The organism is Sulfurimonas sp. CVO (assembly GCF_009883775.1).
Taxonomy (GTDB): Bacteria; Campylobacterota; Campylobacteria; order Campylobacterales; family Sulfurimonadaceae; genus Sulfurimonas; species Sulfurimonas xiamenensis.
The window spans coordinates 121,345-137,243 of the sequence record NZ_CP033720.1 but is presented as its reverse complement, the minus strand read 5'-3'; the positions used below and the strand labels follow the sequence as shown (position 1 = coordinate 137,243).

General features: G+C 35.8%; 18 protein-coding genes. 4 read left to right on the top strand and 14 right to left on the bottom strand.

The window, feature by feature from the left end; translation table 11 throughout:
- Nucleotides 1-10: 10 nt before the first annotated feature.
- From CVO_RS00700 to mnmG, 4 genes are all read right to left on the bottom strand, one after another.
- On the bottom strand, nt 11-1,225 hold the full coding sequence (locus CVO_RS00700) for a cytochrome b (RefSeq protein WP_152300078.1): 1,215 nt from the start codon (nt 1,223-1,225) through the stop codon (nt 11-13).
- Nucleotides 1,226-1,241: 16 nt separating this feature from the next.
- Nucleotides 1,242-1,766: a ubiquinol-cytochrome c reductase iron-sulfur subunit gene (petA, locus tag CVO_RS00695; protein ID WP_241690978.1), complete on the bottom strand. Its 525-nt coding sequence runs from the start codon at nt 1,764-1,766 to the stop codon at nt 1,242-1,244.
- 62 nt (nt 1,767-1,828) lie between these two features.
- A complete protein-coding gene (locus CVO_RS00690) occupies nt 1,829-2,695 on the bottom strand; it encodes a hypothetical protein (protein WP_152300079.1) in 867 nt (288 codons plus the stop codon).
- The gene (gene mnmG, locus CVO_RS00685) at nt 2,692-4,584 is read right to left on the bottom strand and encodes a tRNA uridine-5-carboxymethylaminomethyl(34) synthesis enzyme MnmG (RefSeq protein WP_159569421.1); all 1,893 of its coding nucleotides are present in this window, start codon (nt 4,582-4,584) and stop codon (nt 2,692-2,694) included. Before mnmG ends, CVO_RS00690 begins: the two co-directional genes overlap by 4 nt.
- A 96-nt stretch (nt 4,585-4,680) precedes the next feature.
- Between mnmG and CVO_RS00680 the strand changes: the two genes are divergently transcribed.
- Genes CVO_RS00680 through recQ form a run of 3 tightly spaced genes read left to right on the top strand, consistent with a single transcriptional unit; the run spans nt 4,681 to nt 7,783 of the window.
- Nucleotides 4,681-5,367 carry a tetratricopeptide repeat protein gene (locus CVO_RS00680; protein ID WP_159569419.1) on the top strand — a complete coding sequence of 229 codons (687 nt, stop codon included), beginning with the start codon at nt 4,681-4,683 and terminating at the stop codon, nt 5,365-5,367.
- A gap of 28 nt (nt 5,368-5,395) precedes the next feature.
- Complete coding sequence (ribE, locus tag CVO_RS00675) at nt 5,396-6,007, top strand: riboflavin synthase (RefSeq protein WP_152300082.1); 612 nt, start codon at nt 5,396-5,398, stop codon at nt 6,005-6,007.
- The gene (gene recQ, locus CVO_RS00670; RefSeq protein WP_159569416.1) at nt 6,008-7,783 is read left to right on the top strand and encodes a DNA helicase RecQ; all 1,776 of its coding nucleotides are present in this window, start codon (nt 6,008-6,010) and stop codon (nt 7,781-7,783) included. It begins immediately after the preceding gene.
- On the opposite strand, the gene CVO_RS00665 is transcribed toward recQ, so the two are convergent.
- Nucleotides 7,780-8,535, bottom strand: coding sequence for a tRNA (5-methylaminomethyl-2-thiouridine)(34)-methyltransferase MnmD (locus CVO_RS00665; RefSeq protein ID WP_159569414.1), 756 nt, complete (start codon nt 8,533-8,535; stop codon nt 7,780-7,782). The two genes, recQ and CVO_RS00665, sit on opposite strands and share 4 nt — an antisense overlap.
- Before the next feature lie 110 nt (nt 8,536-8,645).
- On the opposite strand from CVO_RS00665, the gene CVO_RS00660 reads away from it, so the two are divergent.
- Complete coding sequence (locus tag CVO_RS00660; RefSeq protein WP_152300085.1) at nt 8,646-8,903, top strand: hypothetical protein; 258 nt, start codon at nt 8,646-8,648, stop codon at nt 8,901-8,903.
- A gap of 104 nt (nt 8,904-9,007) precedes the next feature.
- Here the strand turns inward: CVO_RS00660 and CVO_RS00655 are convergent, their stop codons facing one another.
- The 9 genes from CVO_RS00655 to rpsI all read right to left on the bottom strand — a co-directional run bounded on the left by CVO_RS00655 (nt 9,008) and on the right by rpsI (nt 15,895).
- Complete coding sequence (locus tag CVO_RS00655; protein WP_152300086.1) at nt 9,008-9,310, bottom strand: hypothetical protein; 303 nt, start codon at nt 9,308-9,310, stop codon at nt 9,008-9,010.
- Between the two features lie 3 nt (nt 9,311-9,313).
- Nucleotides 9,314-9,817, bottom strand: coding sequence for an S-ribosylhomocysteine lyase (luxS, locus tag CVO_RS00650; protein WP_159569412.1), 504 nt, complete (start codon nt 9,815-9,817; stop codon nt 9,314-9,316).
- 161 nt (nt 9,818-9,978) lie between these two features.
- The gene (locus CVO_RS00645) at nt 9,979-10,935 is read right to left on the bottom strand and encodes a thiamine pyrophosphate-dependent enzyme (RefSeq protein WP_159569411.1); all 957 of its coding nucleotides are present in this window, start codon (nt 10,933-10,935) and stop codon (nt 9,979-9,981) included.
- Nucleotides 10,936-10,945: 10 nt separating this feature from the next.
- Nucleotides 10,946-12,169: a 2-oxoacid:ferredoxin oxidoreductase subunit alpha gene (locus CVO_RS00640; RefSeq protein WP_152300089.1), complete on the bottom strand. Its 1,224-nt coding sequence runs from the start codon at nt 12,167-12,169 to the stop codon at nt 10,946-10,948.
- The gene (locus CVO_RS00635) at nt 12,169-12,564 is read right to left on the bottom strand and encodes a 4Fe-4S dicluster-binding protein (protein ID WP_152300090.1); all 396 of its coding nucleotides are present in this window, start codon (nt 12,562-12,564) and stop codon (nt 12,169-12,171) included. The genes CVO_RS00640 and CVO_RS00635 overlap by 1 nt, the downstream gene beginning before the upstream one ends.
- Before the next feature lie 10 nt (nt 12,565-12,574).
- Nucleotides 12,575-13,132: a pyruvate flavodoxin oxidoreductase subunit gamma gene (locus tag CVO_RS00630; protein WP_152300091.1), complete on the bottom strand. Its 558-nt coding sequence runs from the start codon at nt 13,130-13,132 to the stop codon at nt 12,575-12,577.
- A 118-nt stretch (nt 13,133-13,250) separates the two neighbouring features.
- Nucleotides 13,251-13,889 carry an HAD family hydrolase gene (locus tag CVO_RS00625; protein WP_152300092.1) on the bottom strand — a complete coding sequence of 213 codons (639 nt, stop codon included), beginning with the start codon at nt 13,887-13,889 and terminating at the stop codon, nt 13,251-13,253.
- A 1-nt stretch (nt 13,890) separates the two neighbouring features.
- On the bottom strand, nt 13,891-15,387 hold the full coding sequence (locus CVO_RS00620) for a peptide-binding protein (protein ID WP_159569409.1): 1,497 nt from the start codon (nt 15,385-15,387) through the stop codon (nt 13,891-13,893).
- A 118-nt stretch (nt 15,388-15,505) separates the two neighbouring features.
- On the bottom strand, nt 15,506-15,895 hold the full coding sequence (rpsI, locus tag CVO_RS00615; protein WP_152300094.1) for a 30S ribosomal protein S9: 390 nt from the start codon (nt 15,893-15,895) through the stop codon (nt 15,506-15,508).
- Nucleotides 15,896-15,899 lie beyond the last annotated feature (4 nt).

Here is a 15,899-nt window from a genome sequence, read left to right as displayed (position 1 = left end):
CCTATTCTCCTTATACTTTTTTTTCAAATTTAGTTATAACTGGTAATACTAACCACAATGCAATAAACAGTAGTGCAGCAACTAAACCAATTGTGCTAAATATACCTTCAGGAGGCAATTTACCCATAGCTGTCAATACAATCATATCAATTAATAGTACCCAGAACCAAATATTAAATGCTCCACGACGACTTGCTGGAACAGCATTTGGACTTCTATCTAAGAATGGCAATAGTACAAAAATAACCTGTGCAAAACCAAAAGCTACTAGACCGATATTTACAGAGAATGGGCGTAAAATCTCATAAGACCATAAGAAATACCACTCTGGATAAATGTGCGCAGGAGTTTTTAACATATCTGCAGGGTCAAAGTTTACAGGATCAAGTGCGAAACTGTAGTTGTAAAATACAAGATAGAAGAAGAATATTAAAAATATACCTACAACCATTAAATCTTTACTCATAAAGTCATTAGCAAAACGAATAACTTTTGAACCAGCTTTGTCACCATCTAAATATTTTTTAGATTCTGCATCAAAATCAATCTCTTCACCGTCTTGATTATTAACATGCGGAATACGAAGAGCAGCAAAGTGAAGACCGATAAGTCCTATAATTGCCAATGGAAGAAGTAGTACATGAAGCATAAAGAAACGAGTCAAGAATGCTTGAGCAGGAACATAATCCCCACGAATCCACTCAACTAAACCATCTAAATGTAAATCACCAAGACTAAAAATATTTGTAATAACCATACCAGCCCAGTAACTCATTTGTCCCCATGGAAGCATATATCCGCTAAACGCTTCAGCAGAAAATGTGACAAATAGAAGCATACCAGAGATCCAGATCATCTCACGACCTTTTTTATACGAGCCGTAGTAGATACCCGTAAACATGTGGATGTAGATAATCAAGAAAACAACCGATGCAGCAACACCGTGAATATGTCTCCATAACCATCCAAAATCAACTTCTCTCATGATAGTGTAGTTAACGCTGTCAAACGCTAAATCAACATGTGGTTGATAGTACATTAAAAGGAAAATTCCTGAAACTAGTAGTAGTGCAAAAGTTATTGCAAGAACCATACCCATTGCCCATAAAAAGTTAATATTTTTTGGAATCCAATACTCGGATGCCATAACTTTTTCGACTTTTTCAATTGCTAGGCGTTGGTTCAACCAATCCTTAACACTTGTCGCTTTTGTAAAATGTGCCATATTTTCTCCCCTTTCCTTATAAAGTTACGCCGCTATTTTTCATAGCTTCGTACTCAGGACCAACTTCACCAAGAATCATCTTGCTTCCTTCAATTTTAAATGGAGGAATGTCAAAACCACGCGGTGGCGGTGCTTTAGTAACATCACCAGCAAAATCAAACATACCACCATGGCATGCACATAAAAATGATTGCTCATCCGGATTATAGCCCGGTATACAACCTAAGTGAGTACATAAACCAATAGCTACCATATAATGTTCACCGTTTACAACGATATCTCTAGCTTTTTGATTTTCTGTTTGTTTAGCAACCATTTCTGCTGTTTTTTTCAAAACAAAAATTGGTTTTCCTCTCCATTTTTCTGTTACTAGTTCACCCTCTTTATATATTGACATATCAAGAGTAGTGAATCCAGCAGCTTTGACACTTGGAAGCGGATCCCAAGATTTTTTCATCGCAACTAACGAACCCACGGCACCAACGCCTGCAACGGCGCCAAATGCTTTACCCATAAAACCTCTACGGCTACTGTTATGCATGTTTGCTCTCTTTCCTGTAGTAATTTAAAATGCTGATTATATACTAAATTAGTTTTAATTAATCATAAATTTAAGTTTTCTTTTATAAAAATTGCTATTTTTTCGCAATTTTGTTCCATTTTGAAATAGTTGTTCTCTTCTATCGAATTGATTATTTTTATAAGTTTAGTTTTATCATAATTTTTTATAATTGGTATATTCAGTCTTTTAAAGAGTTCTAAAAAATTGCTATTATAGTCCTCTCTTTGCACATATATAGGCTTTGAGCCGGATGCAAGGCTCTCTAAAGCAGCCTGAGGAGATGCGGTGATAAGAATTTCTGATTTTTGAATAACATCGTCATACTCTTCAAACTCATAATGATTTTTAAATGTATCCTTTAAAAAATCTTCATAATCTAAGAAATAGTAAAAACCTAGCAATAAATTCGGATTTAAATCTTTGACAAATGATAAATTTTTTTCCAAATCCTTCTCATAATCATCATCACCAAAAAAATAGGACAATTTAATACTTTTTTTCACTTGTTGAAAATATTTATCATCTACTGCAACCGCATTACAGATACCGCTTCCATTTAAATAGGGAGAGATTAAAAATTCTCCCTCCTCTTTTTGATCATTTATATCATCACTAATGCGGATAAAAGTTGAAAAGAATTTTCTCATATCATCCAACATAATCGGATTTGCTTCATCAGAATCAAAAATCATTTTATCACCATGTTTGGCAATTTGCGGAATATTTCTAATAACATCGATCCCCACACTGTTGTCGATTCCGAAATGTTTTGCCTCATTTGCAATACGAAAATCAGAGCAAAGAAGTATAATATCAACATCTTTTAGCGAACGAATTATCGTACATGCTCTCCTAAATCTATCTAAACCTGTTCGATGTCCTGTATGTACATAATAGTATATTTTCATAATATCTCTTTATAATTTATCTTTTTTTGCTCAATTTTTATAAATATATGCAAAATCTCTATTGCAGCGGGGGTTATACCGCTGATTTGTGACGCTGCCTGAAGAGTAGGTGGATTAAAAGATTCTAACTTTTCAACTATCTCTCTGCTTAAACCGCTGATTGATTTAAAATCAAAATCTTGCGGAATTTCAACTTTTAGATATTTTTTCATCTTTTCTATCTCTTGGCTCTGCTTTTCTACATATCTGGAATATTTTCCCTCAACAAAAATCTCCTCTTTTATATAAGGGTCATACTTATCGAGTTCAGGAACTATTTTTACCATCTTTGCAACATCAAAGCTTTTTCTTGCAACCAGTTGCTGCGCTGTTATGCTGTCTTTTATCTTCTCTTCACCCATTGATTCCAAAAATTTTATAAACTCTTTGTTTGGAGTAAAAACGGTCTCATTCAAAAGCCTTAAGCCCTCTTGTATCTGCTCTTCTTTTACTTTTACTCTAGCATAAATTTTATCATCAATGAGTCCAAGAGCATGCCCATAACGGCTAAGTCTGGTATCGGCGGACTCTTCACGCAGAAGCAGTCTGTACTCTGCGCGTGAAGTAAACATTCTATATGGCTCTTTTGTTCCTTTTGTAACCAAATCATCTATTAAAACACCTATATAAGCTTCATCGCGGCGCAAAATCAAAGGCTCTTTGTCTTGCAGGCTAAGCGTTGCATTTATTCCTGCCATAAGCCCCTGAGCTGCTGCTTCTTCATACCCTGTAGTTCCGTTTATCTGTCCTGCAAGATATAATCCTTTGATTTTTTTAGTCTCTAGCGAATGTTTAAGTTCTCTAGGATCTACAAAATCATACTCAATTGCATATCCATAACGAACAATCTTTGCATTCTCCATTCCATGAACAGAGTGAATCATCTGCTGTTGCACTTCCGGCGGAAGAGATGTACTCATACCGTTTATATAACATTCAGTATTTTCCATGGTTTGTGGCTCAATAAAAAGATGATGCCTCTCTTTGTCTCGAAAACGGTTGATTTTATCTTCAATGCTCGGGCAGTAACGCGGTCCAGTTCCCTCAATTTGTCCTGTAAAAAGAGGTGCACGGTAAAAATTGCTCTCTATAATATTGTGTGTATCTTCATTGGTATAAGCGATATAGCATGGAATCTGTTTTTTAGTTTTTCTAAACTTATCTCGATTTGTTCTAAAACTAAATGGACTTGGATTTTCATCGCCGTCTTGTTTTTCCATTACAGAAAAATCTATAGAAGAAGCGTCAACTCTTGCGCATGTACCCGTTTTAAGCCTCCCCATCTCAAGTCCACACGCTTTTAAAGAATGGCTAAGAGAGACGCTGCTCTGCTCGCCAAATCGTCCTCCCTCTTGCTTTATCTCTCCTACATGTATAATGCCTCGCAAAAAAGTTCCGCTAGTAACTATAACTTTTTTGGCAGTATACTCATTTAACAGGTTTGTTTTAACACCGCATACAGTTTCGTTTTCAACGATAAGCTCTTCTGCCATCTCTTGAACTAAGTCAAGATTTGAAGTAGTTAAAATTTTATTTCTGGCAATAACGCGGTATCTGTCCATATCAATCTGCGCACGACTTCCGCGAACAGCAGGACCCTTTGTCTGGTTTAGTATGCGAAACTGTATCCCTGCTTCATCTGTAATAAGAGCCATTTCACCGCCGAGAGCATCTATCTCACGAACCAAGTGCCCTTTTGCCAAACCTCCTATTGCCGGATTACAACTTGTTGCACCGACATTCTCGGCAAGCATGGAGATAAGCAGAGTTTTACTGCCCATTCTTGCACATGCGAGTGCAGCTTCAATTCCGGCATGTCCTCCACCGACTACTATTACATCATAATTCATATACAAAATTCCACTTCTTACTTAATTAATTTATTAAAGCGAATTTTATCATTTTTGAGTATCATTTGAGCAAAAAATAAGAGATAGTTTAAACAGATGATAAAAAAAGCACATAGATTGTATAATGAACAAGATTTTAAAACCGCATTTAAACTCTATACGGAATTGGCAAATGAGGGTGATGTTGATGCAATGACCTCTTTGGGTTACATGTATCAAAATGCACAGGGGTGTGAAAAAGATGATGCAAAAGCACTGCAGCTCTATAAAAAAGCAGCTGAGAACAAACAGCCTTATGCACTTTTTAATTTGGCACTTTTATATATGAACGGTCTTGGCGGCGTTGCGCATGACCAATTTAAAGCGCATGAACTCTATATGGAGGCAGCCGTTAGAGAAGTTCCTCAAGCAATGTATGAGGTTGCACTTATGCTTGAGCGCGGGCTTGGATGTTTACAAAACTACTCAGAAGCAGCTTTTTGGTATGAAGAGGGTGCAAAGCGCGGACATATCGAATCCTTTAACAACCTCGGCGTTTTATACAAAGAGGGACATGGTGTTACAATGAATGAAACAAGAAGTTTTATCTGCTTTAAAAAAGCGGCTGAGGGCGGTTTGGCTGAGGGGCTATACAATCTTGGTATGCTTTATGATCAAGGATTTGGATGCGAACAAAATCATGAAATAGCACTTGATTACTGCCGTCAAGCTGCCTATAAAGGGCATATTAAAGCAAAAGAGATTATAACAACTCTTCAAGAAAAAGAGAAAATTGTTTTTTGAGTATTTTTAATATAAAAAGGAAAATATATTGTTCACAGGATTGATACGAGAAATAGCACATGTAAAGAGTCTAGTCGGCAGTACGCTTAGCGTTCGCGCAAAGCATAAAGCAAAGATCGGCGACTCTATAGCCATAAATGGTGCATGTCTTACTGTTGTAAAGGTAGAGCATGATGGTTTTAGTGTTGAACTCTCACCTGAGAGCCAAAAACTTTTGGCGATGGAAAACTACAAAAACGAGGTTCATATAGAGCCTGCCATGATGATGGGTGATAGATTTGAGGGGCATATTGTTCAGGGACATGTAGACGCAATAGGTGAGATAAAAGAGATAAAAAACAGCGGTAATTCCTTTGATGTTTTTATAAAGATTGATAAAAAATTTATACCCTATATTATTCCAAAAGGCTCTATAACTATCGACGGTGTCAGCTTGACTGTAAATGATGTTTTTGATGAGAGCTTTAGACTTACGATTATTCCGCACACCATGAAAGAGACTCTCTTTAAAAATTACAAAAAAGGCTCGCATGTAAATATAGAGACGGATATGTTTGCCAGATATGTTGCGCATATCGTCTCTCATAAAAAAAACAATCTTACATGGGATGAAGTTGACTCCATAGCGGCCTTATACTAGATGAAATACAGGGCACTTAAAAACCATTTTGGGCACAACAGCTTTAGAGAGCTTCAAGAAGAGGGAGTCGATGCTATTTTAAACTCTCAAGATCTGTTGATGATTCTTCCCACAGGCGGCGGAAAATCTTTGGTTTACCAGCTTCCGACAATCTTAAAAGATGGGATCAGCATCGTTATCTCTCCTCTTATCGCATTAATGCAGGATCAAATAGCTGCTTTAAAAGCCCAATATATAAGTGCTGAAATGATAAGCTCGGCACAAAGCCGCGACGCAGTAGAGGAGATTATACAAAGAGCTTACAGAGGCGAGTTAAAGTTTTTATATCTCTCTCCTGAGAGATTAAACAATCCCTCAACCATTACCATGCTCAAAGGTTTAAATATAAACTTCTTCGTAATTGATGAGGCACACTGCATATCCCAATGGGGGCATGAATTTCGTGATGACTACAGAGCGCTGGGAAATCTAAAATCCAATTTTCCAAACACCCCAATTTGTGCTTTTACTGCAACCTCGACCAAACATGTAACACAAGATATATTAAAAGAGTTAAGACTTGAAAATCCACTCTATCTAAAAGGTAAAATCTTTCGCAAAAATATCTTTATATCGGCAGAGAGAAGGGTTGGAAACGGGTATGATCAGCTTAAAACTTTTTTACATCGTCACAAAGATGAGAGCGGCATTATATATGTAAGCTCAAGAAAAAAAGCTGAAGAGTTAAGTGCATATCTTAACAAAAGCGGCTACAAATCTTTGCCCTATCATGCCGGGCTTCCTGCACATGTAAGAGAACAGAACTTTAAAATTTTTGTAAATGACAAAATAAATATTATGGTTGCTACTATTGCTTTTGGAATGGGTATAGATAAGAGTGATATTGGTTTTGTAGTTCATATGTCGCTTCCAAAATCACTTGAAAATTACTATCAAGAAATCGGCAGAGCGGGGAGAGACGGAGAAGATTGTGAAGTTTTTCTGCTATTTAACGCGGGAGATATTGCCCAGCACAAAAGGTTTTTAGGCGATATACAAAATAGTGAGTACAAAGAACATCTAAACCAGAAGATAGATACTATCTATAAATATGCCACAAGCGAAATCTGTTTTCATAAGCAGCTGGCTGAGTATTTTGATGACACTCTTGATGAGTGCATTAACAGATGCGATAACTGTCTAAACAGTACTCAAAAGAGAAAAAATATCACTAAAGAGGCACAAATGATTCTTAGCGCTGTTTACAAAACAGAGCAAAATTTTGGAAAAAACTATATCATCGACATACTAAGAGGTTCAAAAGAGCAAAAACTTTTGTCAAACAAAGCAGATAAGCTCTCGGTTTACGGTATCGGAACAAATTTAAGCAAAAAAGAGTGGTATATTATTTTGGAGAGGCTTTTAGAATTAAAGATTTTAACAGTAGGCGAATTTAGCACTCTAAAACTAACCCGTGAGGCAGTAGATATTTTAAAAGGCAAAAAAGAGCTATTTATACGATCTTCAAGGCTTGTTATAAGCACTAAAGAAAAAAAGATTAAAAGAGAAGATACAATAGATTTTGATGAAAAACTTTTCGAAAAATTAAAAGAGAAGAGAAGTGAATTGGCAAGCGAACACAAAGTTCCCGCCTACATCATCTTTTCAGATAAGGTTCTTAAACATTTAGCAGCTGACAAACCTTATAATAAATCAAGCATGTTAGATGTAAACGGTATCGGTGAAAAAAAATTTGAGCAGTTTGGAGAAGCCTTTTTAGAGATTATTAACTCTTAATCTCTTAAAGGTTTTACATGCGGATTGCATGAAATTTTATGTTTCATATCAACAGCTATAAAATCGTGGAGTTCCCTTAAAGATGCAACCGTTGCATCTCTAAAATTTTCACCTTTATTTATATAAAGATTAAAACCATTTTCATAAAGCGCTATTCTTGTTGCAAGCGCTGTTGAGTAAGTTGTTAAAACAGCATCTTTTTTTATAATATTTGTAATATCAGAAAAATACTCTTTTGTCCATAAAAGCGGATTTGAACTTGGAGAAAATGCATCTTGATAAACAATATCAAAAAACTCAGGTTTAAATTTTCGTATATACTCTCTTGCATCTCCTGAAAAAACCTCTATATACAAATCTGCATCATAATAAAAGCCCTTATTTGCCAGTTCTAAGATTATATGTTTGAAGACTTTAAACTCTTTTGGATAAGTAAAATCTGTAAGTGCTTTTCTTAAAGAGGTGTCTAATTCTGGTGAAAAAATATTTAGTTTTAAGTTAAGAGCATTTTTTTTGCAATAATAGATAGTTGCCAAAGTATTAAATCCCAAACCAAAGCATATATCTAAAATGTTTACTTCCTTTAACATTTTTTTTAATTTAAAAGCAGGTTCTACATGCTTAAAAAGTGACTCGTTTAGCGCACCGTCTTTTGTAGAGTGATAATGTTCATTATACTCTTTAGAATAAGCTGTATAGCTTCCATCGGCGCTTTTAGTCATGATATGGAGTTCATCATTAAAAGTGTTCATAAATCCCTTTATTTTATATAAACTTATAAATATTATTATATCAGTTTATTTTTAAAAAAGTTTCTTTGCGTTATTATACCCAAACACAAAAATTGAAAAGGAACACTAATATGAAATATATTTTGATTTTATTTATGATTTTATCAGTTTCACTTATAGCAGAAGAAAAGATTGATACACAAAGTGAACAAAAAATGGATAAAGCTTTAGAAGAAGCTTTAGAACAAGAAAAAAAGTTCGCAAAAGAGCAAAAGTTTTATCAAGGTGATGAGTATGACTTAGATAGTCACAAAGTTGACTCCTCTTCGCTTGAAAATATAACTGTTCCTGAACCTATAGATTTTGATATGGATAAAGCTTATCAATAAACTTTATTTGCATGTACAACATAACAAGGTCGCATAGATCTTGTTTATGAGTACAAAAAAACAAATATTTCAATCCCTTTTATATCTAATAATCAAAAAGTTCTCTAATAGGCAAGCTCGTTAAGCTCTCTGAATAAAAAAGCTTCTACAATATCATCAATGCTTCTTTGCGTATGAGCAACCAAAACCATCATACCAAGCTCTATAAATGGCCAAACATACTCATTTTCATCCATTATAATTAAAACTTCGCTAAATTTTTCAAATTCATCTCTGTTTTCATTAAAATTTATCTCTTGAATTTTTCCCTCATCCAAAAGAACCTGTACCCAAACTTTTACCTCATTTATCTTAGTTAAGGATGCTTCTTGTATATTTTCGCTCTCCACTGGGATTAAAATATACATTTTTTAATTAACTTTCGACAAATCAAGTGCTAGCTCATCATTGTTCATTACGCCTATTCCACGCTTTAAAACTGTTGAAGCTATATTTTTAGCATCTTCTAGCGAATGCATTTTATATGTCCCGCACTGATATTTATTTAACTCCGGAATATCTTTTTGTTCTTTCACCTCTAATATATCCTCCATAGAAGCTTTCCATGCCTCTGCTACCTCTGTTTCTTTCGGTGTACCTATAACACTCATATAAAAGCCTGTTCTGCAGCCCATAGGAGAGATATCAATTATCTCTATCTTTTCAGAGTTCAGATGCTCTCTCATAAATCCGGCAAAAAGATGCTCTAGCGTATGGATACCCTCAGGTGACAAAATCTCTTTATTTGGTTTAACAAATCTTAAATCAAATACTGTTATAGCATCACCTTTTGGAGTTTTCATACTTTTGGCACGACGAACTGCCGGTGCAGGCATTATTGTGTGATCAACTGTAAAACTGTCTAATAACGGCATATAAAATTCCTATTTTTTTTAGTTACTAATATTTTATCATTTTATGCAAGAAGTTTAAAGAATTTTTTTGGAGATTTTGTGATTAACCCAGACAAAAGCTGTACCCTCAGGTATGCCATGTCTGAGTTTAGTGCAAAGCGCACTGAAACTAGAATGTTTTTTTAAACGCGAGCTTCTTCGCGGCGTTGTAGGTATGCCCATTTTTCATCTACTCTATCTTGCCACTCTTTGATCAAATATTTATACTCATCTTTAAAAAGATGTTTAAAACGACCCTGAGCAGCCAAATACTCCTCGACAGGAATAATATTTTTTGGTCTATAAGTAATATTTAACTCATGTCCGTCAATTATTTCATATAGTGGAAATACTAAAGAGTCAGTTGCTAAATCAGCTAAATGCATAGTGTCTTTTGGATCAAACTTCCACTCTGTTGTACATGGTGAAACTGCATTAATAAATACAGGTCCTTCTACTGCAAAGCCATGTTGAATTTTTTTCACCATATCTTTCCATTTATTTGGAGCAACTTGAGCTGCATATGGAATACCGTGTGCAGCCATAATTGAAACAATATCTTTTTTATTTCTTTTTTCTCCATAACTAATACGACCAGCTGGTGATGTTGTAGCGGAAGAGCCTATTGGAGTAGATGATGATCTTTGACCACCTGTATTTGCATATACTTCATTATCTAAAACGATATGCATCATATTATGACCACGCTCCATACATCCTGATATCCACTGAAAACCAATATCATAAGATGCACCATCCCCTGCAAAAGAGACAAATTTAGGATTGCGTTCCGGCTGTTTTAAACGACCTTTTTTCTTAAGTACCTTATACATAGTTTCAGCACCCGCTACTGCAGTAGAGCTGTTTTCAAATCCTATATGAATCCAAGATGCATCCCACGAAGTGTATGGATAAACTGCCGTACAAACTTCTAAACACCCTGTAGATGCTGAGAGAACTAAATCGTCATTTGTTGCATTTAATACTTCACGAACAATAATCGAGTGTGCACAACCAGGACACAAAAGATTTGCACCTTCAAAGCGGTCAGCCGATGTTGAAAACTCTTTTAAGTTTTTTATTTTTTTTATTTCACTCACAGTTTTCTCCTTATAAGTACGCTAATTTCGGTCCGCGAACACCGATAAATTGTTGTAATTTTGTAGTTACTTTACCAGCATCAACATTAGCTTGAAGCTCATTGAAAAGATCTACTAAATGTTTTTTAGTTAAGTCACGACCACCTAAACCATAAATATAGCCTGAAAGAAGTGTTTTTGAATCTGTATTAAAGAGTGCTCCTGCTATTTCATTGAAAAGCGTTCCCGCCGCACCATTTGGTGATGAACGATCAAGTGCAGCTACTGCTTTTACATCTTTTAATGCTTCAATAATTTCAAAAAACGGGAATGGTCTTAATACTCTAATTCCTACTACACCGGCTTTAATACCATTTTCTCTCATTTCAGATGCAACTTCACGAGCTGTTTCAACTGAACTACCCATACAAACAACACAGACATCAGCATCATCCATATTGTATTTTTCAACAAGATTATATTTGCGTCCGCTTAACTTTTCAAAATCTACAAAAACTTCTTTTATTTTTGGCAAAACTTTTGTCATTAAATCATTATGTTGACGCGCTTTATGCTCAAAATGCCAATCTTCTTCTGTTTGTACACCGTGAGTAACAGGATGTTCAAAATCAAGCATATCGTTCATAGGTTTAAACTCACCTACAAAGGCATAAGCATCATCATCTGACAATGGCTTTAAGCCTTGCGCAGTATGCGATGTTAAAAATCCATCTTGATTTACCATTGCAGGAAGTCTAATATCGTGATCTTCTGCTACTTTAAAAGCAATAAGATTTAAATCATACGCTTCTTGAGGAGAGTATGCATCAAATTGAATCCAACCGCTGTCACGACCAAGGTACATATCTGAGTGATCACCATTAACATTAAGAGGAGATGCAAGTGCACGGTTAACAACATTTAAGACGATTGGTAGTCTCATCCCTGATGCCTGATAAAGAGTTTCTACCATTAAGGCAAAACCTTGAGATGATGTTGCAGTAGCAACACGCCCGCCTGCAGCAGCAGCTCCGATACATCCAGACATTGCTGCATGCTCAGATTCTACCATTACAAATTCACCTTCGATATAGCCATCAGCTAAAAACTTTGCATACCCCTCAACAATTGGAGTTGATGGTGTAATTGGATAAGCTGCAACAACATCAATTTGAGCTTGTCTCATTGCTTGAGCAGCAGCATGATTACCATCCCATACTTCTACTTCTCTTAATTCCATTTTATCAAATGCCATTATGCTTCCTTCTCATCTTTTTTTGGCCAGTTTGCAATCTCTGACTCTTCATCTGCCTGCTCTGGGAACATTAACAGTGATTTTGGATTTGTAGGACAAACCTCAACACAGATACCACACCCTTTACAGTGATCCATATCTACACCAACCAATTTTTTATCTCTAGAAATTATTGAAACATCCGGACAATAAATCCAACAAAATTGACAATCAATACAATAATCTTTATTGAATACCGGTTTAATCAATCTCCAGTCAGCAACACTTGCAGTATAAGAACTACTTTGTGAATATTCACGATCTTCTTGTCGCGTTCCTGCAATATCATCTATTTTTCCATCAAAAGTACGGAGCATAGCCCCGATTTCAAATTCATCCCATCCTTTTTGTGCCATAACCAGTCCCTTACTTTACTTCATCAAACGCACGCTGAATTGCGAGCATATTTGCATCAATTATTTTTTGCGGTAGTTTTCCAAGAACTCTTTGCATACTCTCTTTAAAGAACTCTATATCATACATTCCAGAGATTTTCATAAATGCTCCAAGCATTGGAGTATTTGGAATTGGACGGCCAATAGTTTCGTTTGCAATCGTAATACAATCAACTGTATAAACTTCTTTATCTTGAAGCTTAGGCTGAGCTTGTTTTAATTCATCCGTGCTCATATGTGTTGTAATGATGTACTTTGTACCCTCTTTGTGGTTAATAGTAACATCTGTTGTTATTGCCAATGCAGGATCAATTACAAAAACATAATCGGGTCTCATATATTTTTCATGATTCATAATCACCTTATCATCTACACGGTTATAAGCTGTCATTGCAGCTCCGCGTTTTGCAGATCCGTAAAATGCAAATGCTTGCACTTGTTTACCCGTTGTAGAAATAACATCTGCCAAACCTTTAGCACCTGTAACAGCACCCTGTCCAGCGCGACTATGCCATCTAATCTCTAGCATAAACTCTCCTTCTATTTATATAAGAACCAATAATTCTATTTTACTCCTTAATTTTAGACAAGTTGCTCTTAAAGAAAGCTTGATGTTTTATTCTTTTTTAAGAAATGGTTGAAATGTGTTATTTTTTCCTCTTTTGAAGATAGAGCGCAGCTTCTAAGGCATCATTAAATATAACATTTGTAAACTTTTTTAATGTTTCATTACTATCGTAACCACTTAAAACACCAATAGAATTTACATTTGCACTCTTTGCAGCTAAAAGATCCAGTTTAGTATCGCCAATCATCCATACCTCTCTATTTTTTGTATCTAATTTCTCCAAAGCTTTTATAATCGGCTCTGCATTAGGTTTTGGATTTTGAACATGTTCTCTGCCGATAAGAACATCAAAATGATGCATAATTTCAAAATGTTCCATCAATACTTGAGAATAGCGTCCTGTTTTTGTTGTTACAATACCCAGTGTAGCAAATTGGCTTGCCAACTCTACAGCCTCTTTGGCATTTTGCAGCAGAGTTGTTTTTTGTGTTGAAATATCTCTGTAGCGCTCTTTGTATGTTGTTATAATTTCAGCAATCACACTCTTTTGAACTCCTAGATTCTCATACATGATGTCAAGCGGATAGCCTATAAGAGCTTTTATCTCTTCATCCTCTTTTCTTGAGAGTTTATGAAAGTCAAAAGAGTGGTGAAACGACTCTAAAATTGCATCCGTTGAATCAATCAAAGTGCCGTCTAAATCAAATAATATTATCAAACTATTTCTCCCATTTTATATAATTATGCCATATTCCGCTAGGAGCCGGCTCTATATTTTTAATCTCTTTGCTAACCGTCGTGATTGAGTTTGGAATGTATAAAAAGAGGTATGGATTTTCATCAGTTATTATTTTAAACATCTCCTGCCATGTTTGCGAAAGAGGCTCACTCTCAATCATGCTTTGAGACTCCTCTATCATCTTGTCCATTTTAGAATTATGGTAGCCCACTAAATTAAATCCGCCTTGCTTGTCGTTATCGCTATGCCAAAACATGTAAGGGTCAGGTGTCGGGGAGAGTCCCCATCCAAGCAACACGCTGTCAAACTTATGAGGAAAAACCACCATGTTTAAAAAAGCCTGCCACTCCATGACTCGAAGTGTTACAATGACTCCCGCTTTTTTAAGCTGATGTTGCAGTATCTGCGCAGCGTAAGGTCTTATTTCACTAGAGTTTGAGGTTGCTATCTCAAAAGTAAAGGGATTTTTTTCATCATATCCTGCCTCTTTTAAAAGTTCTTTTGCTCTCTGTATATCTTGCTTTGGTGCTTTAACGCTCTTATTAAACGCTTTAGTACCGGGCAAAAATGGTCCTGTGCAAACCTTTGCATGACCAAAAAAGAGAATATCGACAAGTTCCTCTCTGTCTATGGCTAAAGAGAGCGCTTCTCTGACCTTTGGGTTTTGAAACTTCTCTAAACGAAGATTAAAACCAAGATAAGTGTAGGATTGAGAGATGTTTTCATAAATATTGAACTTTTGAAAAAAATCATCATTCAGCTGTCTTTCATACTGCATAGGTTCAATACTTCCTACATCAAGAGCTGATGATTTGAGCATCAAAAAACGCGTCATGGGGTCGGCTATAACATGAAAAGAGATTGTATCAATCTTTGCCCTGCCCTCAAAATAATCATCAAATGCGCTAAGAATAATATTTTTAGAGTGCTCTAACTGATAAAGCTTATATGCCCCCGTGCCTATGGGATTTGTGTTAAAAGAGGAGCTCATAAGATTCTCTTCGTTTTTTAAACTATGCTCGGGCAGTATTCCCATCATCCAAGTCTCTAAAGCTTTAAAGTAGGGCTCTTTATATTTTACCTTTATGGTAAATTCATCTACCGCTTCAACACTCTCTACAAACCTAAAGTTTGAACTGTAGGGAGAGCTTATTTTTGGCGAGATAAGCACTTTATATGTAAAAAGAACATCTTTTGCGCTAAAACTCTCCCCATCATGCCACTTTACACCTTTACGGAGTTTAAAAAAGAGCGTTTTTTCATCTTCAAAATAGAACTCCTCAGCCAAGTCTCCTATGATTGTTGATAAATCTTTATCATACTTTACAAGCCCATTAAACAAAAACCCAGTAATTTCAGAAGAGCTTGAATCGGTTGCTAGTATGGGGTTTAGTCGTGATGGATTGGCAGATGTAGCTAAATGAAGCGTTGATGCGAAAAGATTTAATGATAAAAACAGAAACAGTAAACAGCGCAAAAAGACTCTTTTTTTTAGCGATTATACCAAATTTAAATAAAGTAGATTGTTAATGAAGATATTGAAAGTAGTTTTTTTTAACAGTGCAAAATGCACTGAAAAAAAGTTTTCGCAGCGATTAACGCTTAGAAAACTGACGAGAACGACGAGCTTTACGCTTACCTGGCTTCTTACGCTCAACAACACGCGAATCACGAGTCATCATACCTTCAGGTTTTAGTATAGCTTTTAACTCTGGGTTAAATTTCACTAACGCGCGAGAGATACCGTGACGAAGTGCATCTGCTTGACCACCGAAACCACCGCCTAAAGTAGTAGCTACGATATCAACCGAAGTATCTTGTTTTGTTAGAGCAAGAGGTTGCTTAACACGAAGTTTTTTCGCCTCTAGTCCACCTAACCACGCATCTAACGAAAGACCGTTTATAGTCATATTTCCACTACCTGGAGTTAACCATACTTTTGCTATTGACGCCTTACGACGGCCTGTTGCATATATTTTTGCCATATAG